The organism is Caballeronia sp. NK8, from assembly GCF_018408855.1.
Lineage (GTDB): Bacteria > Pseudomonadota > Gammaproteobacteria > Burkholderiales > Burkholderiaceae > Caballeronia.
Genome location: NZ_AP024325.1, coordinates 887,609 through 911,145 on the forward strand (window position 1 = coordinate 887,609; position 23,537 = coordinate 911,145).

General features: G+C 63.5%; 23 protein-coding genes. 5 read left to right on the forward strand and 18 right to left on the reverse strand.

The features are described from left to right. The first annotated feature begins 144 nt into the window (after nt 1-144). From NK8_RS29375 to NK8_RS29390, 4 genes are all read left to right on the forward strand, one after another. On the forward strand, nt 145-1,260 hold the full coding sequence (locus tag NK8_RS29375; RefSeq protein WP_213231618.1) for a DUF3182 family protein: 1,116 nt from the start codon (nt 145-147) through the stop codon (nt 1,258-1,260). Then, a complete protein-coding gene (locus NK8_RS29380; protein WP_213231619.1) occupies nt 1,261-2,019 on the forward strand; it encodes a S9 family peptidase in 759 nt (252 codons plus the stop codon). A gap of 71 nt (nt 2,020-2,090) precedes the next feature. Further along, nucleotides 2,091-2,633, forward strand: a complete 543-nt coding sequence (locus tag NK8_RS29385; protein WP_213233246.1) for a hemerythrin domain-containing protein — start codon at nt 2,091-2,093, stop codon at nt 2,631-2,633. Nucleotides 2,634-2,662: 29 nt separating this feature from the next. Next, a complete protein-coding gene (locus tag NK8_RS29390; RefSeq protein ID WP_213231620.1) occupies nt 2,663-2,839 on the forward strand; it encodes a hypothetical protein in 177 nt (58 codons plus the stop codon). Between the two features lie 8 nt (nt 2,840-2,847). Here NK8_RS29390 and NK8_RS29395 read toward each other — a convergent pair whose 3' ends face one another. The 5 genes from NK8_RS29395 to NK8_RS29415 all read right to left on the reverse strand — a co-directional run bounded on the left by NK8_RS29395 (nt 2,848) and on the right by NK8_RS29415 (nt 6,732). Then, on the reverse strand, nt 2,848-3,147 hold the full coding sequence (locus tag NK8_RS29395) for a hypothetical protein (RefSeq protein WP_162070847.1): 300 nt from the start codon (nt 3,145-3,147) through the stop codon (nt 2,848-2,850). Further along, on the reverse strand, nt 3,144-3,518 hold the full coding sequence (locus NK8_RS29400) for a phage holin family protein (RefSeq protein WP_162070846.1): 375 nt from the start codon (nt 3,516-3,518) through the stop codon (nt 3,144-3,146). The genes NK8_RS29395 and NK8_RS29400 overlap by 4 nt, the downstream gene beginning before the upstream one ends. A 129-nt stretch (nt 3,519-3,647) precedes the next feature. Further along, on the reverse strand, nt 3,648-4,046 hold the full coding sequence (locus NK8_RS29405) for a DUF3597 domain-containing protein (RefSeq protein ID WP_213231621.1): 399 nt from the start codon (nt 4,044-4,046) through the stop codon (nt 3,648-3,650). A gap of 51 nt (nt 4,047-4,097) precedes the next feature. Continuing rightward, a complete protein-coding gene (locus tag NK8_RS29410; protein ID WP_213231623.1) occupies nt 4,098-5,417 on the reverse strand; it encodes an MFS transporter in 1,320 nt (439 codons plus the stop codon). A gap of 40 nt (nt 5,418-5,457) precedes the next feature. Beyond that, complete coding sequence (locus NK8_RS29415) at nt 5,458-6,732, reverse strand: glucarate dehydratase family protein (RefSeq protein WP_213231625.1); 1,275 nt, start codon at nt 6,730-6,732, stop codon at nt 5,458-5,460. 167 nt (nt 6,733-6,899) lie between these two features. On the opposite strand from NK8_RS29415, the gene NK8_RS29420 reads away from it, so the two are divergent. Then, a complete protein-coding gene (locus NK8_RS29420) occupies nt 6,900-7,601 on the forward strand; it encodes a GntR family transcriptional regulator (RefSeq protein WP_213231627.1) in 702 nt (233 codons plus the stop codon). A 15-nt stretch (nt 7,602-7,616) separates the two neighbouring features. Here NK8_RS29420 and NK8_RS29425 read toward each other — a convergent pair whose 3' ends face one another. From NK8_RS29425 to NK8_RS29485, 13 genes are all read right to left on the reverse strand, one after another. Beyond that, a complete protein-coding gene (locus NK8_RS29425; protein WP_213231629.1) occupies nt 7,617-8,873 on the reverse strand; it encodes an SRPBCC family protein in 1,257 nt (418 codons plus the stop codon). Between the two features lie 222 nt (nt 8,874-9,095). Further along, the gene (locus tag NK8_RS29430) at nt 9,096-10,163 is read right to left on the reverse strand and encodes an acyltransferase (RefSeq protein ID WP_213231631.1); all 1,068 of its coding nucleotides are present in this window, start codon (nt 10,161-10,163) and stop codon (nt 9,096-9,098) included. A 172-nt stretch (nt 10,164-10,335) separates the two neighbouring features. Next, nucleotides 10,336-11,262 carry a LysR substrate-binding domain-containing protein gene (locus NK8_RS29435; protein ID WP_162070840.1) on the reverse strand — a complete coding sequence of 309 codons (927 nt, stop codon included), beginning with the start codon at nt 11,260-11,262 and terminating at the stop codon, nt 10,336-10,338. 7 nt (nt 11,263-11,269) lie between these two features. Further along, nucleotides 11,270-12,271: a LysR family transcriptional regulator gene (locus NK8_RS29440; protein ID WP_213231633.1), complete on the reverse strand. Its 1,002-nt coding sequence runs from the start codon at nt 12,269-12,271 to the stop codon at nt 11,270-11,272. Between the two features lie 54 nt (nt 12,272-12,325). Continuing rightward, the gene (locus tag NK8_RS29445) at nt 12,326-13,096 is read right to left on the reverse strand and encodes a pyrroline-5-carboxylate reductase (RefSeq protein ID WP_162070838.1); all 771 of its coding nucleotides are present in this window, start codon (nt 13,094-13,096) and stop codon (nt 12,326-12,328) included. A 17-nt stretch (nt 13,097-13,113) separates the two neighbouring features. After that, nucleotides 13,114-14,607, reverse strand: coding sequence for an aldehyde dehydrogenase (locus tag NK8_RS29450; RefSeq protein WP_213231635.1), 1,494 nt, complete (start codon nt 14,605-14,607; stop codon nt 13,114-13,116). Between the two features lie 17 nt (nt 14,608-14,624). After that, a complete protein-coding gene (locus NK8_RS29455) occupies nt 14,625-15,956 on the reverse strand; it encodes an FAD-binding oxidoreductase (RefSeq protein ID WP_213231636.1) in 1,332 nt (443 codons plus the stop codon). Nucleotides 15,957-15,963: 7 nt separating this feature from the next. Continuing rightward, nucleotides 15,964-16,851 carry a dihydrodipicolinate synthase family protein gene (locus tag NK8_RS29460; protein WP_213231642.1) on the reverse strand — a complete coding sequence of 296 codons (888 nt, stop codon included), beginning with the start codon at nt 16,849-16,851 and terminating at the stop codon, nt 15,964-15,966. Between the two features lie 48 nt (nt 16,852-16,899). Next, nucleotides 16,900-18,195 carry a serine hydroxymethyltransferase gene (gene glyA / locus NK8_RS29465; protein ID WP_213231643.1) on the reverse strand — a complete coding sequence of 432 codons (1,296 nt, stop codon included), beginning with the start codon at nt 18,193-18,195 and terminating at the stop codon, nt 16,900-16,902. Nucleotides 18,196-18,229: 34 nt separating this feature from the next. Further along, nucleotides 18,230-19,111 (reverse strand): glycine betaine ABC transporter substrate-binding protein, encoded by an 882-nt coding sequence (locus NK8_RS29470; RefSeq protein ID WP_061178099.1) that lies wholly within the window; start codon nt 19,109-19,111, stop codon nt 18,230-18,232. A 55-nt stretch (nt 19,112-19,166) separates the two neighbouring features. Continuing rightward, nucleotides 19,167-20,057, reverse strand: coding sequence for a proline/glycine betaine ABC transporter permease (locus NK8_RS29475; protein ID WP_213231645.1), 891 nt, complete (start codon nt 20,055-20,057; stop codon nt 19,167-19,169). Next, nucleotides 20,054-21,340 carry a glycine betaine/L-proline ABC transporter ATP-binding protein gene (locus NK8_RS29480; protein ID WP_213231647.1) on the reverse strand — a complete coding sequence of 429 codons (1,287 nt, stop codon included), beginning with the start codon at nt 21,338-21,340 and terminating at the stop codon, nt 20,054-20,056. The genes NK8_RS29475 and NK8_RS29480 overlap by 4 nt, the downstream gene beginning before the upstream one ends. A 384-nt stretch (nt 21,341-21,724) precedes the next feature. Next, a complete protein-coding gene (locus NK8_RS29485; RefSeq protein ID WP_213231649.1) occupies nt 21,725-23,467 on the reverse strand; it encodes a cytochrome c biogenesis protein DipZ in 1,743 nt (580 codons plus the stop codon). Nucleotides 23,468-23,537: the final 70 nt, after the last annotated feature.

The window sequence follows — 23,537 nt, forward strand, 5'->3', positions numbered from 1 at the left end:
GATCGTAACATAGGGAAAGTTCGGAGTCGCAGCCGCTCGTCAGGACGTCCAGCGGAACGAAGCTTGCTCATTTCTTACACTGCGCCGGGCTTCTGGTAAGTCTGTCGCAGCCTCGCCGCAAGCGTCGTGTACCGAGGAGCGCGCATGAACGCACCGTCCGCAGACCACGATCTCGTCGTGCTGGTCCATAGCGGCGGCCAGAAGGCCGCACGCGGGCAACACGAAATCGAAACGCAACGCGCGCTCGCCGGGCAACTCGCCGCGCTCATCGGCGTTCCGTTTGCCGGCGATATCGACGAGGCGCGGCGCTATCCGCATCGCTATCTCATTCCCGACGACACGCTTTTGCTCGACGACGCCCGTCGCATGGGCGTCATGTGCGAAGACGATCTGTTCGGCGGCGTCGTGCCCTATCCGTTCGTCGCGACGAAAGTGGTCGCGCATGGTTTGCCGCCCGGCGCGCGCGAAAAGCCCGCCGGATGGCCGGACGGCCTCGTCGATCGCATCGGGCATCTGGTGCTGCCGGGATACTCGGCGTTCGCGCGCGACGACGCGCACGCCGCCGGCGCGCTGCTGTGGAAAGACGGCGCGGTACGGCTCAAGCGTCCATCGGGGATCGGCGGAAGCGGACAGGCGGTGATCGCCGATGCGAATGAACTCGACGCTCAACTCGACGACATCGGCGACGATGCGCTTCGCACCGAAGGCATCGTGCTGGAGCGAGACTTGCGCGATATCGCGACGTACAGCGTGGGTTGGCTGCGCATCCGCGCGCACGAGGCGAGCTACTACGGTGTGCAGCACCTGACGCGCAACAACCACGGGCACGAGGTCTACGGCGGTTCCGATCTCGTCGTCGTGCGCGGCGGATTCGATGTGCTAGAACGATTGGACATGCCGGACGACGCACGTATGTCGATCCGGCTGGCGCGCGCGTTCGATGCCGCCATCCACGACGCGTTTCCGGATTTTTTCGCGTCGCGGCGCAATTACGACGTCGCCTGCGGCACGAATGATCAGGGCGAGCATGTCTGCGGCGTGCTGGAGCAATCGTGGCGGCCCGGCGGCGCGAGCGGCGCGGAACTCGGCGCATTGCGCGCGTTCGCGGACGATCCGGCGCTTGCGGTGGTGCGCGCATCGACTGTCGAAATCTATGGCGCCGATGCGGACGTGCCCGCCGACGCGTGCCTCTGCTATCGCGGCGTCGATCCGCACAGCGGGGCCATCACGAAGTTCTACACAGTCGAAAGGAGCGAATGAATGGCGGCAGACCGGCAGCAGATCCAGATTCCCGTCGAACGCGGTTATCTCGACGGCACCGTCGTCACGCCCAAAACGACTATTCCGGGCGTGCTCTTCGTGCATGGCTGGGGCGGCGATCAGGCGCAGTACATGGAACGGGCGCGCCAGGCCGCGGCGCTCGGCTGCGTATGCCTGACGTTCGATCTGACCGGCCATGCGCGCACCAGGGAAGAGCACGAAACCGTGACGCGCGAAACGAATCTCGGCGACGTGCTCGCGGCATATGACACGCTGGCCGCGCATCCGCTCGTCGATTCGACGTCGATCGCGGTGATCGGCAGCAGCTACGGCGGCTATCTCGCGTCGATCGTCACATCGATGCGTCAGGTGCGCTGGCTCGGCCTGCGCGTGCCGGCCCTTTATCTCGATGATGGCTGGAACATCCCGAAGCGCGCGCTGCACAAGGAGCATGATCTCGTCGCGTATCGCAGACGCATCGTGAGCGCGGGCGAGAACCGCGCGCTGCGTGCGGCGGCGGAGTTCGGCGGCGACGTGTTGCTGGTCGAGTCGCAGCACGATGAAATCGTGCCGCATACGGTGCTGGCCAGCTATCTTCAGGCGTTCCTGCGCGCGCATTCGCTGACGTATCGCGTAATCGACGGCGCGGATCATGGCTTGTCGGATGAAGGCAGTCAGCGCGCGTACACGGGGCTCGTCATCAACTGGCTGGCCGAGATGATCGGCGGAAGGCGCGCGGGCAGCCACGGCGAAAGTTAGCGACACGCAACACGCTCCCGGGACCACGCTTTGCTGTTGGATGGAACCCCCACCTGACAACGGAGCACATGATGCCTCGCCAAATCGTCACACAAACGAAGACCACTGCAGCGACGCAGGCCACGCAACATCAGGATGCCATACAAGTTCTGATGGACGATCATCGCGCCGTCAAAAAGCTGTTCGATGCGTTCGAGAAAGCGGACGACAATGATCTCGACGCGAAGACCACACTGGTTCGACGCGCCTGCGAAGAACTGACCGTCCACGCGATGATCGAGGAAGAACTGCTCTATCCCGCCGCGCAGGAAGCGCTGGACGAAGACGACCGTCCTGATGTGGAGGAAGCGTACGTCGAGCACTTTCTCGTGAAGGTGCTGATCGACAAGTTCACCACGCTGAGAGCGGGCGAAGCGGGCTTCGATGCGACCTTCAAGGTGATGAGCGAGATGGTGCGCCATCATATCGAGGAGGAAGAATCGGATCTGTTCCCGAAGCTGCGCAAGTCCGGCGCCGACCTGAATGGCCTTGGCAGCAAGCTGCTGCGACGCAAGGAAGAACTCGAGTCGAAGATCCCGAAAGATGCCGGCGACAACACGATGCACCTGCATTGACCTCAATTTACACGCACCGGAGCCGAGATATGAAAAACCCCTGGGTGAAGAAGAACCCGTTTATGAGCATGTGGCTTTCGGGAGCGAACGCGGTCATCGGTTCGGCGCGAGGCCGCGCGACCGCGCAAGCGAAGCGGCAGGTAGCGACTTTCTGGTCGGAGGCTCTCACGCCGAGCAAGCCGAAGAAGCGCCGTGCGCGGCGTTGAGCATGCCCTCATCCGCGCAATGCGTTGAAAAGATCGGCGAATGCACGGTGGGTCGACGCGCTCAGTCCCGCGCCGACCGCCGTCTGCACCGTGCGCCGCAGACCGAGGATGGTGACGCCGACCAGCGCCAGCGCAATCAGTTCGGCGTTCGGCGTGCGCAGGAACCACGGCGCGGATCGCGGCTTCGGTAACGCACGAGGCACGTACGCGACGCGCATCGGTTCATTCGCCACGTACGCGGCAAGTAGTTCCGTGCGCGATTCCGCCATGCGCGCGAGCACGGTCGCCTGAGCTTCGGCATGCTTCATTGCGCCACCTCTCTGATTGCTTCGACGTCGCGCCGCACCTGATCGCGCAACAATTGGAACGGCTCGGCAGGCTTTCGCGACATCATCACGATCACAGCGATGACCGCGACGGCGAGCCACGCGCCCGCGACGCACCATGCCGTCAACACGAGATGCGGCGTGCCGGCGGCAGTCACGATCACGGCGATCGAAACGAACGACAGCGTGAACAACGCACCGATGGTCAGCGCGACGAGCGCGACGATCTCGTGCAGCACGCGCTTTTTCGTCTCGGCGAGTTCGATGGGTATCAGCTCGCCATAGTCGACGAGACGTCCCGCGCAGAAATGGCCGATCCTGCGCCAGTTGGAGAGTGTTCTCTGAATTGTCATCGTGCTTCTCCGGCGAGGGATCGGTGCGGTGTGCACTGAGATGCAGCAGCGCGCATGCCAGCGGCGTGATGCTCAAAAAAAAACGCGCTCGCTTTGTGTGCGGCGCGTTTTTTCGCGAGGGAAGCGTGATTACTTGAGCTCGTCCGGGACCTTGCCGCCGTTTTCCGCAAGCTTCTGCATCACCTGCTTGTGAAGCCAGATGTTCATCGCGGCGGAATCTTCCGTGTTGCCGCTGTAGTGCAGTTCCGAAGCGAGCTCCTTGCGCGCGGACAGGCTGCTGTCGAGGCCAAGCAGCTTCATCAGATCGACAATGGACGTGCGCCAGTTGAGCTGTTCGCCGTGATTCGCCTGAAGTTGCGTCAGTACAGCTTCGACATCCACTTCCTGCTTCGGCGCGGCGGGTTGCGCGGGCGCTGGAGCAGTAGCCGGCGCAGCGGTCGCCGCCGGCTGGCCCGCGTTTGCGGCCGGCGCGGCGGGCGCACTGTCGTGGTGAAAGATTTTGTTCAGGATATTGGAAAAGATACTCATGGCGCCTCCTTTTGAAGTGGGCTCACATCGTACGCAAGCGCCATGCCGCCTCTATTTCTGCACGCCCGGTCGCAACGGCGCCGCATCGCGTGCCGTGCGGGGTGCCATGCGCGCCAGGAAGACCACGCCAGCGGCCAGCACCGACATCGCGGCGAGCCCCGTCAAACCGCCCTGAATCGACCCGGTCTTCTGTTCGAGAAAGCCGAAGGTCGCCGGCGCGACGAAGCCGCCGAGATTGCCGATCGAGTTGATAAGCGCGAGCACGGGCGCCGCGATGCGCGCATCGAGATAGCCTTGCGGAATCGGCCAGAACAGCGACGACGCCGCCTTGAAACCGATCGCCGCAAAGCAGATCGCGACGAACGAGAAGACCGGGCTGCCCAGCCCCGCCGCATACATGCCGGCCGCCGCGATCAGCAACACGCACGCAACCCACGCCTGCTGGAACTTGAAGCGCGCCGCGAGCGCCGCGAACAGATACATCGCGACGATGGAGATCAGCCACGGAATCGAGTTGAACAGCCCGACCTGGAAGTCGTTGAGATGCCCCATCTTGCGGATGATGCTCGGCAGCCAGAACGTCGCGCCGTAGATCGTCAGCGAGACCGAGAAATAGATCAGGCAGAAGATCAGGATTTGCGGATCGCGCAGCAGACTCCACGCCGACGGCTTCTTTACATGCACCGCATCGCGGCGGCGCTGTTCGTCCTCGATCTCGGCGACGACCGCTTCCTGCTCTTCACGCGTGAGCCATTTGGCATCGCGCGGCTTCGAATCGAGCCAGAACCACACGAAGCCGGCGAGCACCACCGACGCCATGCCTTCGATGATGAACATCCACTGCCAGCCATGCAGGCCCGCGCCCTGAATCAGCATCAGGCCGCCCGAGATCGGGCCGGAGAACACCGACGCGAGCGCCGAACCGCTCAGGAAAATGGCCATCGCCTTACCGCGTTGGTCGCGCGGCAGCCATTGCGTGAAATAGAACACGACGCCGGGAAAGAAGCCCGCTTCGGCTGCGCCGAGCAGAAGACGCATCGCATAGAACGAGGTTTCGCCCTGCACGAAGGCCATGCCGGTCGCGGCGAGCCCCCAGGTGATCATGATCCGCGTGAGCCACGCGCGCGCGCCGAAGCGCTGCATCAGCATGTTCGACGGCACTTCGAACACCGCATAGCTCACGAAGAAGAGACCCGCGCCGAGCCCATAGGCCGCGGCGCCGATGCCGAGATCCGCGCTCAGATGCTGACGCACGAACCCGATATTCACCCGGTCGATGTAATTGACGATGAACATCACGACGAACAGCGGCAGCACGTGCCACTTGATCTTGTGAACGGCGCTCGACAGCGCGCTGGAATTACTACTCATGAGCTTGTCTCCTGGAATGCGCGTGTACTTGTTCTATTGCTCAGAAGCGCGGGTTCTTGCCGGTGAAGTCCGGCTGATACTTGCGCATCTGCGTGAGATCGTCGCGATTGCGCACGCCGCACGTCAGGTATTGCTCGTGCAATTCGGCGAGCTTCTCGCGATCGAGCTCGACGCCCAGGCCCGGCGTCGTCGGCACGCGCACCGAGCCGTTGTCGAACACGACGCGGCCGCCCTTGATGACTTCCTCTTCCTGCCACGGATAGTGCGTGTCGCACGCATACGTGAGGTTCGGCACGCTGGCCGCGACATGCGTCATCGCCATCAAGCTGATGCCGAGATGCGAGTTCGAGTGCATCGACATGCCGAAGCCCCACAGCTTCGCCATGCGCGCGAGCGTCTGCGTCGCGCGCAGGCCGCCCCAGTAGTGGTGATCGGACAGCAGCACCTTGATCGAGCCCATGTTGCAGCCGCGCCGGAAGTCGTCCATCGTGGTGATGACCATGTTGGTCGCGAGCGGCAGCTTCGTGTGCTTCTGCAGTTCGGCCATGCCTTCGAGGCCGGGGCACGGGTCTTCGTAGTATTCGAGGATTTCGTCGAGCGCGGGCGCGGCCTTGATGCTCGTCTCCAGCGTCCAGTTCGCATTCGGATCGAGACGCAGCGGCATGCCCGGAAATGCCTTCGCCAGCGCCTGCATGCAGGCGATTTCATGCGCGGGCTCGAACACGCCGCCCTTCAGCTTGATGCTCTGGAAACCGTACAGGTCGATCATGCGCTGTGCCTGCGCGACGATCTGCTCCGGGCTGATGCCCTCGCCCCACGCATCGGGCGCATACGGCTTGTCGATGTGCTCCGCGTACTTGAAGAACAGATACGCGCTGTACGGCACCGCGTCGCGGACCTTGCCGCCGAGCAGATCGACGACCGGCGCGCCGATAATCTGCCCTTGCAGATCGAGCATCGCCACTTCGAGCGTGCTGATGACCTTCGGCGCATTCTTCGCGGCGTGCGAGCCGGGCGCGAGTTCGAATTCGACCGCGCCGGGCGTCGCCTTGATCGTCGCACGCACGCGCTCTTCCATCTGGTTCAGATCGAACGGCGACAGGCCGATCACGAGGTCCTTCGCCTGATCGAGCACGCGCAGCATCGGCTCGTCGCCGTAAGTTTCGGAGATGCCGACACGGCCGTCGCTCGTCTCCAGTTCCACGATGGCGCGCAACGCCCACGGTTCGTGAATGCCCGCGGCGTTCAGCAACGGACCGTCGCGAAAGGCGATCGGCGTGATTCGGACCTGCGTGATGGAAATCTGGCGGGGCATGTCGGCGTCCGGAAGTAGCGAGAGAGTAGCCGAATGGTAAAGCACTAATGTATTAGTGTGTCAGTCGGGTATACGCCAACGCGTCTATGGGCACGACATCGTTCCATTTCAAGCCGGAGCGCGGCTATAGTACTAATGTTTCAGTCGTCCTTCCGTCCGCGCATACCATGAAAAACGCCGCTTCCGCCTCGATTCATCGCCTCGACCGCTCCCGTCATGCCGCGCCGCAAGTATTCGAACGGCTGCGCGACATGATTCTGTCGCTGGAACTGGCGCCCGGCACGGTGTTGTCGCGCACCGAACTCGCGACGCGCTACGGCCTCAGCCAGACGCCCGTGCGTGACGCGCTGATGAAGCTCGGCGAGGAAGGTCTGGTCGATATCTTTCCGCAGCACGCGACGGTCGTGAGCCAGATCAACGTGGCATCGGCGTTGCAGGCGCATTTTCTGAGGCGGTCGATCGAACTGGAAGTCGTGCGGACGCTGGCGCGGGAACACAAGGCGTCGCTGATCGCGCGGCTGCGCGCGACGATCGCCGAGCAGGTGGAGTGGCTGGAGCCACAGGACGTCGAGCAGTTTTCAGCGCTCGATCAGTCTTTTCACCGGCAGATGTATGAGGCGGCAGGCGTGCCGCAGCTTTGGGATCTGGTGCGCAGGCTGAGCGGTCACATCGACCGGTTGCGTCGGTTGCATTTGCCGGTGGACGGCAAGACGATGGCTGTGGTGCGCGATCACGGCGAAATCGTCGATGCCATCGAAAAGGGCGATGCCGATGCCGCCGATGCCGCCTTACGAAAGCATCTGTCGGGCACGCTCAGTCAGGTGGACGAGATTCGCACTCGTCACCCAAATTTTGTGACGGATCATTGAGCGTGCGCTCGCCGTTCAGACGCCGTACGCACTCAACCGAGCCGCATACCATCGCGAGAACTGCTCGACATAACTCTCGGTAAAAGGCGAAAACACCCCCGGCCGGTAGGCCGGATCCTGCGTCCCTTCATGCGTGATCTCAACGAGATGCTTGTCCTGCGCATTCGTCGCGACCCACACTTCGGTCAGGTCCTGAATCTGATAATCGACGCCTTCAACCGCATCCGCATGCACGAGCCATTTCGACCGCACGAGCGTTTTATCCGGCGCGAGCGGAATGATGTACGACACCACGGCGTGATCGCTCATCACGTGCGTCCATGAGTTGTGCGTCCACAGATGCGTGTCGCCGAGATCGCGCCGCTGCAGGTTGCCAAGCAGCTTCTGGCTCGCGGCCTTCGTGCTGATGGTCTGCGATTCTCCGTGCCCCGCGATGACGAGTTGCTGCGTCCTGAACTGCGTGACCGCATCCTCGCCCAGCCATTCGACCGTCGCGCTCGTGAAGCCATCACGCTCCCAGCTCGCCTGGCACGCCGCGTTGCGTTCCTTGTACGCCGCGATTTCGCGAAGCGCTTCATCGGTGAGATTCTCGGGACAGAAACCGAAATCCTCCGGCAGAAACGAGGCGGTCAGTTCCGGATGCGTCGCCGCACAGTGATAGCACTCGCGATTGTTCTCGATCACGAGCTTCCAGTTGCCGTTCTCGATGATCTCCGATTCGAACGCGATCTTCGTATTGCGCAGATCGTAAGGCGCGAAACGCGGCGCCATCGTCGCTTCGAGTTTTGAAATGTCGGCGGGCGGCTCGTCGGCGAGACATACGAAAACATGCGTGCCGACGATGCGCGTATGCACCGGAATCAGGCTGCGGCAGCCCGGATCGAAATCGCGGCCCATGTGCGCGGCGTGCCGCAGGCTGCCGTCGAGATCGTAAGTCCACTGGTGATACGGACACACCAGCATGCCGACGGTCGACTTGCCCGGCTCCTTCAGACGCGCGCCGCGATGGCGGCAGACATTGCGATAGGTGCGGATGTTTTCATCGTCGTCGCGAACCATGATGATCGAGGCGCGGCCGATGTCGACGGTGGACACATCGCCCGGCTCGGGCACGTCCGCCGTCACGCCGACCAGAATCCAGTGCTTCTGGAAAAAGATCTCGACATCTTTCTCGAACACGTCCTGCCGCCCGAACAGCTCGCCCGGCATGCCGTGTCCGGGCTCGCGGCTGCGGATCAGTTCGCCATGGGTTCTGATTTGCACTTCGGACATCGTCGCTCTCCAACGTTCATGGGATCGGGACTCCGAGCGGTCCCGCGATATCCTGAGTATTGGAGCGCGGAAAAATAGCGTCAACGCGCTTTATTTTCTGTCTGGGATAACTTTGGATTATGCGAAGTCAAAATACATTTTCGCTATATAAATCAGATGCTTGAGTTAGATTTAGGTCGCCGTCGAACATCAAAAATCGTCGATGGTTTTTTCCGTCTGCATTCAGGCGATCGACACAGATCGCCGCGGGAATCGCAGGCGCATCGTCGGCTTCTCGATCACGAACCACGACAACAACGTGAACGCGAGCGACACCGCGAACGTCGCGCTGATCATAACGGGCTTCGGAAATGCGAAGCTGCCGAAGAACCCGAGGATTGGATCGTGCCCGCCGTAGAGCATCACGTGAATGACCGGGTAGTGCCACAGATAGAAGCCGTACGAGACGCGGCCCAGCATGGCCAGCGGCCACACGTCGAGCACGCGCACGAGGACGGAAGTCTGCGCGGTGACGACGCGGGCAATCACGACCACGGCAGCGATCGACGTCGGGACATACCCGATCGGACGTACAGCGAAGTGCACCATCTTCAGATCGAACAGGGTTACGCCGAGATACACGGCGCCGAGCGGCCACAGATAGCCGATGCGACGGATGTGCTCGCGGTTCAGCGAGGAGAGGATTGCCCCGTAGATCAGCCCGTCGCTGTGAGTGTCGAAGCCGCAGTAGATCCGCGCGAGCGGCGTGTGATGGAAAGCGAGCCACTCGCGCCACGCGAAGATGACGACGGCGAGCGCCACCATGCCGGCGAGCGAACGGCGATACCCCAGGCGCAGGAGCACGAGCAGCAGGCACGGCCAGAGCAGATAGAACTGCTCCTCGATGGCGAGTGACCAGGTGTGCCCGGTGAGGACGGCGTCGTAACCTTGGAACGCCCTCACCCAATTCATCACATAGAACAGCGCGGGGAAGACTTCGAGCGAGCCGCGCAGCGCAGGCTCATAGAAGAATGTGTAGACAGCGACGGCCGCGAGCACGCCGAAGAGCGCCGGATAGAGACGCCGGGCGCGTCGCCAATAGAAGCCGCGGAAGCTGATCTGTCCGTCGCGCGCGTGCTCCGCGCTTAGAAGGCGGGTAATCAGAAACCCGCTCAGCACGAAGAACACATCGACGCCGATAAAGCCGCCTTCGATTCCAGCGAGGCCGGTGTGTGAAAGAAATACCGCCAGAACGGACAGTGCTCGCAGTCCATCGAGACCGTCGATCCAGCCTTTATTCGCTTCTTTCATCGCCTCGGACGCCGGTCAGGGCCGGCGGCTATAATTTAGTCCGCGCGATTGTAACAGCCTGAAAGAAACCGGAATAAGTGCCCTATCGATCGGACCCGGAGTTGAACCGGCGTTGTCGTTGAACACGCCCTTACCGGACGCGCATTTCCGGAATGTATTGCGTTACTGTGGATCATGCGTGCGCGTCCTCGCGCAGCCAGTTGATCAGCCCATCGATCGCGGGTGTGATCGTGCGGCCGTGCGGCACCACGACGAAGTAGCATTCCGTCGGCCGGAACGCCGCGACGGGCAGTCTGACGAGCTCGCCACTCTCGACGAGATCGTGTACCAGCCGCCCCCAGCCGAGCGCGACGCCCTGGCCGTAGCGCGCGGCCTGGATCGCATCGGTGTAGAGGCTGCAACGAAGCGCGAAATTCAGCCGCATCGGCCTGAAGCCGACCGCGTGAAACCACTCTTCCCAGCCCATCCAGCCTTCGGTCGTCGAATCCGATTCGACGAGCACGGCGCCCGCGAGCTCTTCCAGCGACGCCGGCGCGGGCTGCGCCTGCAACCATGTGGGCGAGCAGACCGGGAACACTTCCTCGTCGAACAGCAAGGTGGCGGTGCCGTCCGGCCATATGCCGTTGCCGAAGCGCACCGCGACGTCGATCTCCTTGTGCCGCAAGTCCGCCGTGAACATCTGCGTGGACAGGCGCAGTTGCAGATCGGGCTGCACCGCCTTAAGTGAAGCCAGGCGTGGCAGCAGACGAAAATGCGAGAACGCGGAGGTTGCCGCGAGCACGAGTTCCTGCTGCACGGGGCCGCGCGCGAGGCGGTCGAACACGCTCGCGATCTTCTGCATCGACTCCGCGACGACCCGGTACAGCGCCTCGCCTTCATCGGTCAGCTCGATTGCGCGATGCAGACGGCGAAAGAGTCGCGTGCCCAGCGTCTCTTCTAGGAAGCGCACCTGACGGCTCACCGCCGCCTGCGTGACGCCCAGTTCATGCGCGGCGAGCGTGAAGCTGCCGAGCCGCGCGACGGCCTCGAACTCGACCAGCGCCGTCACCGACGGAATCAGCCGCCGATACCCCTTCGTTTTCTCGATGGCCGGTTTCATGCGGCGCTCACTGCATCGCCTTCGCTTCGGCTGCTGGCCATCCCTGCATCATCGTCGCGATTTCCTCGTCGAGCCATTGACGAAACTGAAGATATTCCGGCCGCGCCTTCGCATTGCGATGCGTAATCACATAGTGATGTCGATCGTGAAACACGAGCGCGTCGTCGACGGGACGGACCAGCTTCTTCTGCTCCACCTGACGATGCACCAGATGATGCCAGCCGAGCAAGGTGCCCTCGCCCGCTTCGGCCTGCGCGACCAGCAGCCGATAGTCGTTGCTCTCCAGATCGTCGTGCTGGTCGAGGCGCTCGGAACCGTCGCCTTGCTGATACCAGTTCTTCCACACGCGCCAGTCGACGTGCTCGCACACCTGCGCGCGCCCGAGCAGCGACAGGCTCAACGTGGGATGCGCGAGCAGATCGAGCGGCTTGAGCGTACGCCCATGAAAATAGCGCTCGTGAAACGGCACGCTGCACACCGGATAGACGATGTCGTGAAAGAGCGGCTCGACTTCGTATTCCGCCTCGCGCGGCGGGTTCTTCGTGATGATGACATCGGGCTCCATGAGATCGTCGAGTTCCATGAAGTGCTCGGTGACCATCACGTGCAGGCGGATGTTCGGAAAGCGTTGGCGAAACGCGGGCAAGCGGAACGACAGCCACAGCGCCGAAAACGTATGGGAGATGCAGAGCGTCAGCGCATGGCGATCGACTCGCCGCACCGCCTGCGCCGCCTCCGCGATATTCATGATCGACAGATACGACGCGTTGTAGAGAATGCGGCCCGCGTCGGTCAGCGCGATGTGCCGGCCCGTGCGCTCGAACAGCGCGACTTCGAGCGTATCTTCGAGCTCCTTGATCTGCCGGCTCACCGCCGCCTGCGTGACGCACAGCACTTCCGCGGCCTGCGTGAAGCTTTCGTAGCGCGCGGCGGTGACGAAGCACCGGAGCGCGCGCAACGATGGCATCTGGGCGAGAAGCCTGTCCGCGAACTGCTGTTTCTTCTGCATGTGCATCACCTTCCAGGGCTCGCGATTATCGCTTGTTCTTCGTATCTTGCGCGTTCACTCGCGCCCTTGCACGCGGCGCATGATCGAGTCGAGCGCCTGCGCGTAGTGCGCGTACGTGCCCCGCGCCGACAGCTCGCGGTTGAGCTGTTCGTTGAGACCGCCGGGCGTGCTCACCTGCCCGATCATCGCGGAAAATGGCTCCGTGCCCGAGGCTGCTTCATGAGCGAGGCCCACATGATAGCCCGACAAAAACGACCGGGCCGACGCGTACGGCATGCCTTGCCGCACGAGCCACGATGCCTGCTCCTCCAGCAGCGCGAAGAAGGCCGCCATCGTCGCGGTCGCGGCGGACAAGGCGTTGAACTGATGTTCGTCGTCGACTTCGACCGCTTCGCCGAGCGGCGCGAACAACGCTCGCGCGATGTCGTCGCGCGGGCAGATCGCGGTACTGCCCTTGCCCGCCGCCACCGCGGGCAAGGGGATTGCGCGCACGACCTTTTCCGGGCCGCGCACGAATGCCCGCACCTGATCGAGCGACTTGCCCGCGAGGAAGCTGATGATGTGATGCCGCGCATCGAAGGCAAGTTCGCTCAATACATCCGATGCGATCTGCGGCAGGACCGCGAGACACACCACATCCGATGAATCGAGCACGTCTTGATTGCTTGCGCAAACCTCGATGCGCGGGTCCAGCTTCGCGAGCCGCGCGGCGGTGTTCGCGTTGCGCGGCGACAGCGCGACGTGCTCGAAAGCAACGTCGCAGCGGATCATGCCGGTCACGACCGCCTCCGTGATCGCGCCGGTACCGATGAAGCCTATACGCATGGTGCCTCGTCCAGTGTTCAGTCGAGCTTCAGCCAGGTGGTCTTCAGCTCGCAGTATTGATCGTGCGCGTAGACCGACTTGTCGCGTCCGCCGAAGCCGGACTGCTTGAAGCCGCCGAAAGGCGTCGAAAGGTCGCCCTCGCCGAAGCAGTTCACCGTCACGGTGCCCGCGCGGATGCGCGCCGCGATCTTGTGCGCCTGATTCACGTTATCGGTCCACAGCGATGCCGCGAGTCCGTAGCACGTATCGTTGGCGATTCGCACGGCCTCGTCGACGTCAGCATATTCGATAAAGCACACGACGGGGCCGAAGACCTCGTCGCGCGCGATGCTCATCTCCGGCGTGACATTGTCGAAGATGGTCGGCTCGACGAACCAGCCGCCCGTTTCCGTGAGCGTCGCATTGCCGCCGCAGACGACCCGCGCGCCTTCCGCCTTAGCCTTCTCGATATGACCGAGCACCTTGCGGTAATGCGCTTCCTCGATGAGCGAGCCGAGCTTGACATCGGGATCGAGCGGATCGCCGGTTTTCCAGCCTTCGAGCACGGCCAGCATCTTCTTCAGCAGTTCATCCTTGTGGCTCGCATGCACCAGGATGCGCGAGCCCGCGCTGCAGTTCTCGCCCATGTTCCAGAACGCGGCGGCGACGGCCTGTTCGGCGACGGCATCGAGGTTGGCGACGTCGGGCAGCACGACCTGCGGATTCTTGCCGCCGCATTCGAGCACGACGCGCTTCAAGTTGGTATCGGCGGAATAGTGCAGGAAACGCTTGCCGGTTTCGGTCGACCCCGTGAACGCGACGAGATCGACATCCGCATGCGTGCCGAGCGCCTGCCCCGCGCTCTCGCCGAAGCCGGTCACGACGCTGAACACGCCGGGCGGCACGCCCGCTTCAATCGCGAGATCGGCGATGCGCAACGTCGACAGCGACGTCTGCTCCGCCGGCTTGACGATCACGCTATTGCCCACCGACAGCGCCGGTCCGATCTTCCACGCCAGCATCAGCGCCGGGAAATTCCACGGCAGCACCGCGCCGACGACGCCGATCGGCTCGCGCGTGATCATGCTCACGACGCTCGAACCCGAGGGCGAGAGCGCGTCGTAACGCTTGTCCGTGACCTCGGCGTGCCAGCGGATGCACGCCGCCGATTCGGGGATATCGAGTCCCATGCATTCGCTGATCGGCTTGCCTGCTTCGAGCGCTTCGAGCAGCGCGAGTTCGTCCGCATTGTCGTCGATGAGTTGCGCGAGGCGCAGCAGGACCGCCTTGCGCTGCGACGGCGCGGCCTTCGACCACACGCCCGATTCGAACGCGTCGCGCGCGGCGACGACTGCGCGGTCGATGTCCTTGGCGTCGCACTTCGCGATTTCCGCGAGCACCTTGCCGGTCGACGGATTGCGCGTGCCGAACGTCTCGTTCGAAGCCGCGTTGCAGCGTTGCCCCGCGATGAAGGCGCGGCCGTCCAGCGACAGGTTGTCCGCCATGCGTTGCCATTCCTGATGCGTCGTCATGTTATGTCCTCACAGATTCAAAGTTCGGCGCCCGCCGAGAATTCCTTCACCCAGATCGCCGCGGATACCGCGACGTCCGCGATCGGCCGGATCGGCAGCGAGCGCGGATGCGGCTGTTGCAGGAGTTGATTGATCAGATCGTTCGATTGCCCGAGCGCGTGTTCGGCGATCAGCTTGCCCGCCGCCGAGCCGCGGCTCAGGCCCAGTCCGTTGCAGCCGACCGCCTCGTACACGCCGTCGTCGCGTTGCCCGAAGAGCGCGCCATTGTTCGCCGACAGGCACAGCGCGCCGCCCCACGTGTATTGCAATTCGACATCCTTCAACATCTGAAAGCGGCGATCGAACGAGCGCTGATGCAGGTGCTTCGCTTTGGCGAGATCGCCTTCCGATACCGAGAGGTTCGGCCGGAACGCGAAATGGTTGCGCACGCAAATCCGGTTCGTCGCGAGACGGCGCACGGTGGTGCCCATCGGGTCGGCGGGAATTAGCGCCCACGAGTTCGTGCCGCCGAGTCGCGCGATTTCTTCATCGCTCATCACGCGCGACATCGACGCGAAGGTATAGACCGGCAGCAGGCCGTTCGGATGGCCGCCGAAGGTCGCCGCATACGCGTTGGTGCACAGCACGACGCGCTTCGCTTCGATCCTGCCGTTCGCGAAGCTCAAGAGCTTCATCTGGCCGCGCGTTTCCATGCCCTTCACCGCGCTCATTTCGAACACGGTCACGTTCGACGGCTGCGTGGCCGCGAGACCGCGCATGAGCGCCGCCGGCTGGACCGTGCTGCATCCCGGCGTGAAAAGTGCGCTCTGGTAGAAGCGCGTGCCCGTCACTTTCGCGATCGCGTTTTCGTCGAGCCATTCGCAGGCTTCGCCGATGCGCGCGAGTCCGTCCGCGAAGTGAGTCAGCGCCGCGTGTCCCTTCTTGTTCACCGACGCGTGATACTTCCCGTCGTCGCGCCAGTCGCAATCGATGCCATGCACCTTGACGGTGCTGCGCACATAGTCGATGCCATGCCGTTGCAGCCGCACGTCGGCCTTGTCGGCCTCGACGCTGCGCGAATAACTCTCGCTGCTGATGTCATGCGGCAAGTCCACGAAAAAGCCGGAGTTGCGGCCCGCCGTCGAGCGTCCGATGCGATCGGCCTCGACGAGCGCGATCGATGCATCGGGCGCAAGCTCCGCGAGCCGCCGCGCCGCGCACAAACCCGTGATGCCGCCGCCGACCACCACGAAGTCGAAGCGCTGCTCACCCGTCACGCCCTTCGCGGGCGCGGCGGGCGGCAGGCTTTCCCACCAGCCATTGACGCCATCGGGTGCGGGAAACCGCACGAAGTCCAGTTTCGAGGCCATGCAGGTTTTACTGAGCGTTGCGCAGCAGGGGTTGAACGATCTTCGCGAAAGCGCTGCGCTCGCCGTCGTTGAGCGTGCCGAGCGGCGCGCGCGCGTTGCCCACGCGCGTGCCGGCGAGTTCGCATCCGTAACGCACGTACTGGATGAATTTGCCGCTGCGCTCCAGCAGTTCGAGCACCGGCAGGAGCTGCGTCATCAGCTTGCGGCCCGTGACGAAGTCGCCGCGTTTCACACAGGCTTCGAGCAGATCGGTATGCGCTTCGGGCAGGAAGTTCGACGCGCCCGCGACCCAGCTTCGCACGCCCCATGCGAAGAATTCGAGCGCCTGATCGTCCATGCCGCAGCTCAACAAGAAGCGGTCCGGCAGATGCGTCGCGAGATGATGCAGATGCGCGATGTCGCCCGTGCTCTCTTTCATCGCCGCGAAGTTGGGGCGTTCGAGCAGCTTGTCGAGCACTTCATCGCCGATCGCCGTGCCGGTGCGCGCCGGGAAGTTGTAGAGCATGACCGGCATGTCGAGCGCGTCATCGACCTTCAAGAGATGGTCGAGCAGTTCGTCCTGCGTCGGCTGCACGTAGTAAGGCGCGGCGACCAGCAACGCGTTATAACCCGCGCGCTTCGCTTCCTGACCCAGAAGCAGCACTTCCTTCGTCGTGGTCGCGTTGATGCCTGCCGTGAGATACGTCTTGCCGCCGACCGCGGACGCCACCGTGTCGAACGTCTTCACGCGCTCTTCGAAGCTGAGCGCGTAGTATTCGCCGGTGGTGCCGCCCACGCCCAGGCCCGAGACGCGGCCGACGAGACTGGCGGCGTGCTTGCCGAGCAGGTCGTGATCGATTTCGCCGTCGGCCTTGAACGGGGTGACGAGCGGAGTATGTACGCCTTCGAAGCTCATGTCAGTCTCTCTAATGAATGGATCGTGTGTGATCGTGCGGGACGCGCGTCAGATGAGTGCTTCCGCATGTGAATAGATCGGGAAGGTGTTGCAGAGATCGCGCACGCGGGCGCGCACCGCGCGCTCCACGTGCACGTCGCCATTCGGTTCGCGTTCGAGCGCGGCCAGGACGTCGAGAATCATTTCGCCGACCTGTTCGAACTGCGCGGCACCGAAGCCGCGCGTGGTCGCGGCAGGCGTGCCGAGACGGATGCCCGAGGTCACCATCGGGCTTTCGGTATCGAAAGGAATGCCGTTCTTGTTGCATGTGATGCCCGCGCGTTCCAGCGCCTTCTCTGCCTGCGTGCCGGTGAGACGCTTGCCGCGCAGATCGACGAGCAGCAGATGGTTGTCCGTGCCGCCCGTCACGAGGCTCAGGCCGCCGGCTTGCAGCACCTTGCCCAAGGCCTGCGCGTTGCGCAGCACGCGATCGATATACGCGCTGAACTCGGGCCGCAACGCTTCGCCGAACGCGACCGCCTTGCCGGCGATCACATGCATGAGCGGACCGCATTGCAGGCCCGGGAATACCGCCGAGTCGATCTTTCTGGCGATCTCGCCGTTGTTGGTGAGGATGAAGCCGCCGCGCGGGCCGCGCAGCGTCTTGTGCGTCGTGGACGTGACGACGTCGGCGAACGGCACTGGATTCTGATGCCGCCCCGTCGCGACGATGCCCGCGATATGCGCCATGTCCACCATCAACAGCGCGCCGACGCTGTCCGCGATCTCGCGGAACGCCGCGAAATCGAGCGCGCGCGGATACGCCGAATATCCGGCGATGATCAGCTTCGGGCGATGCTGCTCCGCGAGCCGCCGGACTTCGTCGTAATCGATGCGCAGCGTGTCCGGGTTCACGCCGTACTGCACCGCGTTGAACCATTTGCCCGACAGCGCCGGACGCGCGCCGTGCGTGAGATGGCCGCCCGCATCGAGCGACATGCCCATCACGGTGTCGCCGGGCCTGAGCAGCGCCAGCATCACCGCGCCGTTCGCCTGCGCACCCGAATGCGGCTGCACGTTGGCGAACCCGGCGTCGAACAGCGCCTTCACGCGGTCGATCGCCAGCGCCTCGATGCGATCGACATGTTCGCAGCCGCCGTAGTAACGCTTCGACGGATAGCCTTCGGCGTACTTGTTCGTCAGCACGGTGCCCTGCGCTTCCATCACCGCCGACGACACGATATTTTCGGATGCAATCAGTTCGATCTGCGTTTGCTGACGGCGCAACTCCAACGCGATCTCCGATGCGATCACGGGATCGTGGCTCTGCAGGCTCTCGCCAAAGAAGCGCGAATACTCGTTCACGGGAAATACTCCGAAGGTGTCGTGCACTACAGCCTTACTGTTCGAGCCACGCCTTGACCTTGTCCGGATGCGCGTCGACGAACTTCTTCGCGGCCGTGGCGTAGTCGTTGGTCGAATTGCCTTCGAACTCGATAGCCTCGACATCCGCGAGCGTCAGCTTGAGATGCTTGAAGAAGACATCCGCGCGCGGGAACTTCTTCGCGAACTGTTTCGATGCGAACGCGTGAACCTGCTCTTCGCCGCCGAGCGTGCCCTTCGGGTCCTTCAGATAGCGCATCTGCCACTTCTGGAACAGCCAGTGCGGGCTCCATACCGTCGCGACGATCCACTGCTTCGAACCATACGCGCGCTGAACCGACGCGAGCATGCCGGCCTCGCTCGACGATTGCAGCTTGTAGCCCGACAGGTCGTAGGCCTTGATGGTCTTCTCCGACGCCTGCATGAGACCGCCGCCCGGCTCGATGCCCTGGATCACGCCGTTGAGCTGCTTCTGCACTTCGGGTTTCTTCAGGTCTTCGATCGACGAAAGCTGCGATTCGGGCACATACGCGGGCACGGCCCAGCCGTTCTTGCCGCCCGTGTAGATGATGCCGACGTCGTCGAGCGTGTCCTTGTAGCGCGCGACATACTGACCGTGCGTCACCGGCAGCCAGCCGCCGACCATGATGTCCAGATCGCCGCGCGACACGCCCTGATACTGGATGCCGATGTCCGCCTGAACGAACTGCACCGGCTGCTGAAGCTTGGTTTCGAGCACGTACTTCGCGACATTGGCGACCGCGAGCACATCGGCCCAGTTCGTGACCGCGATCTTGAGCGGCTCGGCGGACATCGCCGGACTCGCGCCGACCCCGAACGCCACGATGGCCGGCGTCACTATCTTGACTATCAATGATTTGATGAAGCTGTTTTTCATTTCGGACTCCGTATCTGACGATTCAGTATTGGGTGGTTTCGGGGATGTTTCTGTATCAGGTTTGCGCGGCCTTGCCCGGCGCGGCCGGCTTGACCGGCGTGGACACGACCTTCTTCTTTGCCTTCTTCGACTTCACGCCGAAACTCTCCGTCAGGCGATCGAGGATGATCGCGAGCAGCACCACGCCGAGTCCGCCTTCGAAACCGATGCCGATATCGAGCCGCTGAATGCCGCTCAACACGTATTCGCCGAGCCCGCCCGCGCCGATCATCGAAGCGACCACCACCATCGACAGCGCCATCATGATGGTCTGGTTCACGCCTGCCATGATCGAAGGCAATGCATTGGGCAGTTGAATCTTCCAGAGCAGTTGCGCATCCGTGCTGCCGAACGAGCGGCCCGCTTCGAGCAATTCCTCACGCACCTGGCGGATGCCGAGCGTCGTCAGGCGCACTACCGGCGGCATCGCGAACACGATCGTGGCGATCACCGCGGGCACGCGGCCCAGACCGAACAGAATGACCGCCGGAATCAGATATACGAAGGCGGGCATGGTCTGCATGAAGTCGAGCAGCGAGCGCAGCACCACTTCCACACGCCGGTTGCGCGCGCCCCAGATGCCGAGCGGCACGCCGATCACGAGACTGAAGAAGGTCGCCGCGACGACCAGCGCGAGTGTCGAAACCGTCTGCGCCCACAGGCCCATGTAGTTGATCACCCAGAGCGCCGCGCCGACGAACACCGCGAACACCACACCCTTTCTCCACAGCGCGAGCGCCATCAGAAGCACGAGCATCACGATGAACGGCACCGCGCCCAGGCCGTCTTCGAGCACCTTGATGACCGCGCCGAGCGCGGCCGAGAATGCGTCGAAACCGCCGCGAAAATGCGAGAAAAGAAAGTTGACCGCGTCTTCCGCGAACTTTCCAAAGATCGATGAATTCATGCTGCTCTCCGCTCCATGACCTGCTTGAGAATCGTGCGGCAGGACACCACACCCGCGAGTCTGCCTTGCTCATCCGTGACCGGGACGTCGTGCTCCTGACCGAGTGCGATCGCCGCAAGCTGATGCAGATCGGCCGTGAGCGGAACCGCCGCGACGTCGCGCAGAAGCGCGTCGCTGATCGGCCGGGTTCCGCTCTTGTGCAGCGATGCGGGCGTCACGCAGCCCTGATAACGGCCCGCTTCATCGCAGACGTAGCCGCATTCGGCGCCGCTGTCGATCAGGCTGTTCAGATAGCGCTCGGACGGCGCGCTGGTGTTGCACGCGATGAGACCGCGTTCCACCTTCGTCATCAGGCTCGATGCTTCGAGGAAGCGCGAGACATCGACATTGCGGAAGAAGTCGCGCACGTAGTCATCGGCGGGAGACTGGATGAGTTCGGCGGGCGTGCCGACCTGAATCAGGCGGCCGTCCTTCATGATGCCGATGCGCCCGCCGATCTTCACCGCTTCCTCGATATCGTGCGAAATGAAAACGATCGTGCGCTGCTCTTCCTTCTGCAGCCGCAGCAATTCGTTCTGCATCTCGAAGCGGATCAGCGGATCGAGCGCGGAGAACGCTTCGTCCATCAACAGCACCGAGGGATTGACCGCCAGCGCGCGAGCCAAGCCCACGCGCTGCTGCATGCCGCCCGACAGTTCGCTCGGCAGCAGCTTCTCGTACGATGCGAGGCCGACTCGCGTCAACGCGGCGCGCGCCACTTCATATCGATCAGCCTTCTTCTTGCCCGCGACTTCGAGGCCATAGGCAATGTTGTCGATGACGGATCGATTCGGCAGCAACGCGAACGACTGGAACACCATCGCCATTTTTTCGCGGCGCACGGCGCGCAGCTCGGGCATGCTCATCGGCGCGATGTCGCGGCCTTCGAGGATCACCTGGCCGGAGGTCGGCTCGATCAGGCGGTTGAGCAGGCGCACGAGCGTGGATTTGCCGGAGCCGGACAGGCCCATGATGACGAAGATCTCGCCGGCGTTGACGGCCAGGCTGACATCGTCGACGGCGACCATGTTGCCGGTCTGCGCGAAGATTTCGTTGCGGCCGAGGCCCTGGTTCAAAAGCTCCTGTGCGCGCTCCGGCTTCGCGCCGAAGATCTTCGAAAGGTTCCTGACCGTGAGAATCTCGGTCTGGGACACCGCTACCGAGCGGGACGGCGATACGGTTCCAGACTGCGAGGAAGCCGGATTCGTGACGTCGTTCGGTGCGAGAGTCAGGTTGGGAATCATCGGGGCATTCACCTGGCAAGTTCGAAAAGGGATTTGTCGCTGCCGGAACATCCCGGCGTTCGTAGCGTTGAATGAAGCGTACCTGTCCAATTCCGATCACCCACCGACATTTTCTGAGCACTTTCCGATACTTCTGGTAATGCAAGCGCGCGGTGCAGCCGATGCTTAACAATGGCGCATCGATGCGTTATCTCGGGAGCGGTATGACTGGCAAGGCTTTGCGGTCGAGGGGCTGGCGCGCGGATGGCATTCGTCGCGCGAGCTTACGGAAAGGACGCTAGGGAATGCCCCTAGATGGAGCCGGTTGGATAACTTTTTCTGTGGTAAACGCGCCGACGCCGCGCATTAAAGCGCGGCGTCGATTACATCGAATCGGCGAGTGGATCAGCCGAAAGTGAAGCTATATGCCTGTGCGCCCGGATCGAGAAACTCGATCTCGAAGGTGCGATCCACCACGGCATCCGTCTGTCGCGCGAGCTGATACAGACGCGCGCTCGTCACGACGCCGCTGCCATCGGCTGCAACATCGGCGCCGTGCGATGCGCCTGGCGCGGCGCCGTCGATCGTCACGCGAAACCGCACCGGCTTGCCGTCCGCCGAAGGCGCGAGCACCAGATGCAGATCGCGCGCATGAAACCGATACGCGATGCGCGCCTGCGATGCGGCCGACACAGCCGCTTCCCCGCCGACGTTCCACTTGCCCGCGAGCGCCCAGTCGTTGAGCGCGAGTTGCGTCGGCAACGCGTAGGTTTCGACGGCATCGTGCACCACGCGCTGCGGCGACGCGAACCCTTGCGCCTGCCGATAGCCCACATAGGTTTCGCCCGAGCCGATGTTGGCCGCATCGGCCGCTGCCTGCGCGCCGCTGCCCTGCACAGCTTGCGCATCGCGCGCGGCGTTCGTCTTGCCGTTATCGGCGAGCAACTGGCGTATCGCGTCCTCCGCCTCGCGGTATCCGCCTTCACCGAAGTGATGAAATCGCACGCGCCCTTGCGCATCGACGATATAGAACGCCGGCCAGTACTGGTTGCCGAAGGCGCGCCAGATGCCGTAGTCGTTGTCGATCGCGACCGGATAGCCGATATTCAGATTCGCAAGCGCGCGCTTCACGTTGCCGGTGTCGCGCTCGAAGCCGAACTCGGGCGTATGCACACCGATCACGACAAGCCCGTCATCGCGGTAACGCTGCGCCCATGTCTTCAGATACGGCAAGGTGCGCAGACAGTTGATGCATGAATACGTCCAGAAGTTGACCACCACGACCTTACCGCGCAGTTCATTCGTGGAAAGCGGCGCGGAGTTGAGCCATGTCGTCGCGCCATCGAGCGACGGCAGCCTGCCTTGCACCGGCAGCGCGGCAGGCAATGAGACCCGCATGATGCGCGCTCGCTGTTCAGGCTGCTTCGCCTTCAACGCGCCGACGAGCCTGCTTTCGATGCCGTTCGTCGGTGCGCCGGGAATGAGCGCGAGCAGACGCGTATCGAGACCCGTCGCGATGGCGGCTACGGTCAACAGCACGAGCGCACCCATCGCGCGGCGCAGATGCTCGCCTACGCCGAGCGAACGCTTGAGGCCGTCGAGCGCGCGCCGGCCGAGGCTCGACGCCACCGCGAGCGAACTCGCCGCGCCCGTGGCATAGGCGAGAAGCGCCGCCGCCGTGTGCCAGTTCGCGCCATGCAGCGCCGCGCCCGTGAGGATCACGCCGAGGATCGGGCCCGCGCACGGCGCCCACAGAAGGCCCGTCGCCGCGCCCAGTAACGTCGACGAAGCGATGCGGCGCGTCGCGCCCTGCGTCTCTGAACGCGCGACGATGCGGTCCGCGAGCGACGACAGCGGACGCGTAAGCCGCGCGGCCACCGATGGCAACAGCAGCGCCGCGCCGAAGACCGCGAGCGTCGCCAGCGCGATCCAGCGGCCGTACTGGCTCAGTTGCGCGGCGCCCGCGAGACCCGCGACACCGATGCCCGTGAGCAACGCGAACGTGCCCGCGAGTCCGGCGAGGAGCGGCAGGCGGTCCGTGAGGAAAGGCTTGTCGGAGCGCGCGAACACGAACGGCACGACCGGCAGGATGCAGGGACTCAGCACGGTGAACACGCCGCCGAGAAATGCGATGACGATGAGTGACATGAGATCGGTCTTCCTTGAAGAGCGGTGGATGTCACGTATTTCAGCGCCCTCATGTATCGCGGAAATGTCG

What these genes read in the sequence shown, in the direction of transcription:
- NK8_RS29405 (WP_213231621.1), bottom strand. Translation starts at nt 4,046, where the DNA reads ATGAGTATCTTTTCCAATATCCTGAACAAAATCTTTCACCACGACAGT.
- NK8_RS29460 (WP_213231642.1), bottom strand. Translation starts at nt 16,851, where the DNA reads ATGAGCTTCGAAGGCGTACATACTCCGCTCGTCACCCCGTTCAAGGCC.
- NK8_RS29385 (WP_213233246.1), top strand. Translation starts at nt 2,091, where the DNA reads ATGCCTCGCCAAATCGTCACACAAACGAAGACCACTGCAGCGACGCAG.
- NK8_RS29485 (WP_213231649.1), bottom strand. Translation starts at nt 23,467, where the DNA reads ATGTCACTCATCGTCATCGCATTTCTCGGCGGCGTGTTCACCGTGCTG.
- NK8_RS29415 (WP_213231625.1), bottom strand. Translation starts at nt 6,732, where the DNA reads ATGCCCCGCCAGATTTCCATCACGCAGGTCCGAATCACGCCGATCGCC.
- NK8_RS29450 (WP_213231635.1), bottom strand. Translation starts at nt 14,607, where the DNA reads ATGACGACGCATCAGGAATGGCAACGCATGGCGGACAACCTGTCGCTG.
- NK8_RS29410 (WP_213231623.1), bottom strand. Translation starts at nt 5,417, where the DNA reads ATGAGTAGTAATTCCAGCGCGCTGTCGAGCGCCGTTCACAAGATCAAG.
- NK8_RS29470 (WP_061178099.1), bottom strand. Translation starts at nt 19,111, where the DNA reads ATGAAAAACAGCTTCATCAAATCATTGATAGTCAAGATAGTGACGCCG.
- NK8_RS29400 (WP_162070846.1), bottom strand. Translation starts at nt 3,518, where the DNA reads ATGACAATTCAGAGAACACTCTCCAACTGGCGCAGGATCGGCCATTTC.
- NK8_RS29440 (WP_213231633.1), bottom strand. Translation starts at nt 12,271, where the DNA reads ATGCAGAAGAAACAGCAGTTCGCGGACAGGCTTCTCGCCCAGATGCCA.
- NK8_RS29475 (WP_213231645.1), bottom strand. Translation starts at nt 20,057, where the DNA reads ATGAATTCATCGATCTTTGGAAAGTTCGCGGAAGACGCGGTCAACTTT.
- NK8_RS29430 (WP_213231631.1), bottom strand. Translation starts at nt 10,163, where the DNA reads ATGAAAGAAGCGAATAAAGGCTGGATCGACGGTCTCGATGGACTGCGA.
- NK8_RS29455 (WP_213231636.1), bottom strand. Translation starts at nt 15,956, where the DNA reads ATGGCCTCGAAACTGGACTTCGTGCGGTTTCCCGCACCCGATGGCGTC.
- NK8_RS29425 (WP_213231629.1), bottom strand. Translation starts at nt 8,873, where the DNA reads ATGTCCGAAGTGCAAATCAGAACCCATGGCGAACTGATCCGCAGCCGC.
- NK8_RS29445 (WP_162070838.1), bottom strand. Translation starts at nt 13,096, where the DNA reads ATGCGTATAGGCTTCATCGGTACCGGCGCGATCACGGAGGCGGTCGTG.
- NK8_RS29420 (WP_213231627.1), top strand. Translation starts at nt 6,900, where the DNA reads ATGAAAAACGCCGCTTCCGCCTCGATTCATCGCCTCGACCGCTCCCGT.
- NK8_RS29380 (WP_213231619.1), top strand. Translation starts at nt 1,261, where the DNA reads ATGGCGGCAGACCGGCAGCAGATCCAGATTCCCGTCGAACGCGGTTAT.
- NK8_RS29390 (WP_213231620.1), top strand. Translation starts at nt 2,663, where the DNA reads ATGAAAAACCCCTGGGTGAAGAAGAACCCGTTTATGAGCATGTGGCTT.
- NK8_RS29375 (WP_213231618.1), top strand. Translation starts at nt 145, where the DNA reads ATGAACGCACCGTCCGCAGACCACGATCTCGTCGTGCTGGTCCATAGC.
- NK8_RS29435 (WP_162070840.1), bottom strand. Translation starts at nt 11,262, where the DNA reads ATGAAACCGGCCATCGAGAAAACGAAGGGGTATCGGCGGCTGATTCCG.
- NK8_RS29480 (WP_213231647.1), bottom strand. Translation starts at nt 21,340, where the DNA reads ATGATTCCCAACCTGACTCTCGCACCGAACGACGTCACGAATCCGGCT.
- NK8_RS29395 (WP_162070847.1), bottom strand. Translation starts at nt 3,147, where the DNA reads ATGAAGCATGCCGAAGCTCAGGCGACCGTGCTCGCGCGCATGGCGGAA.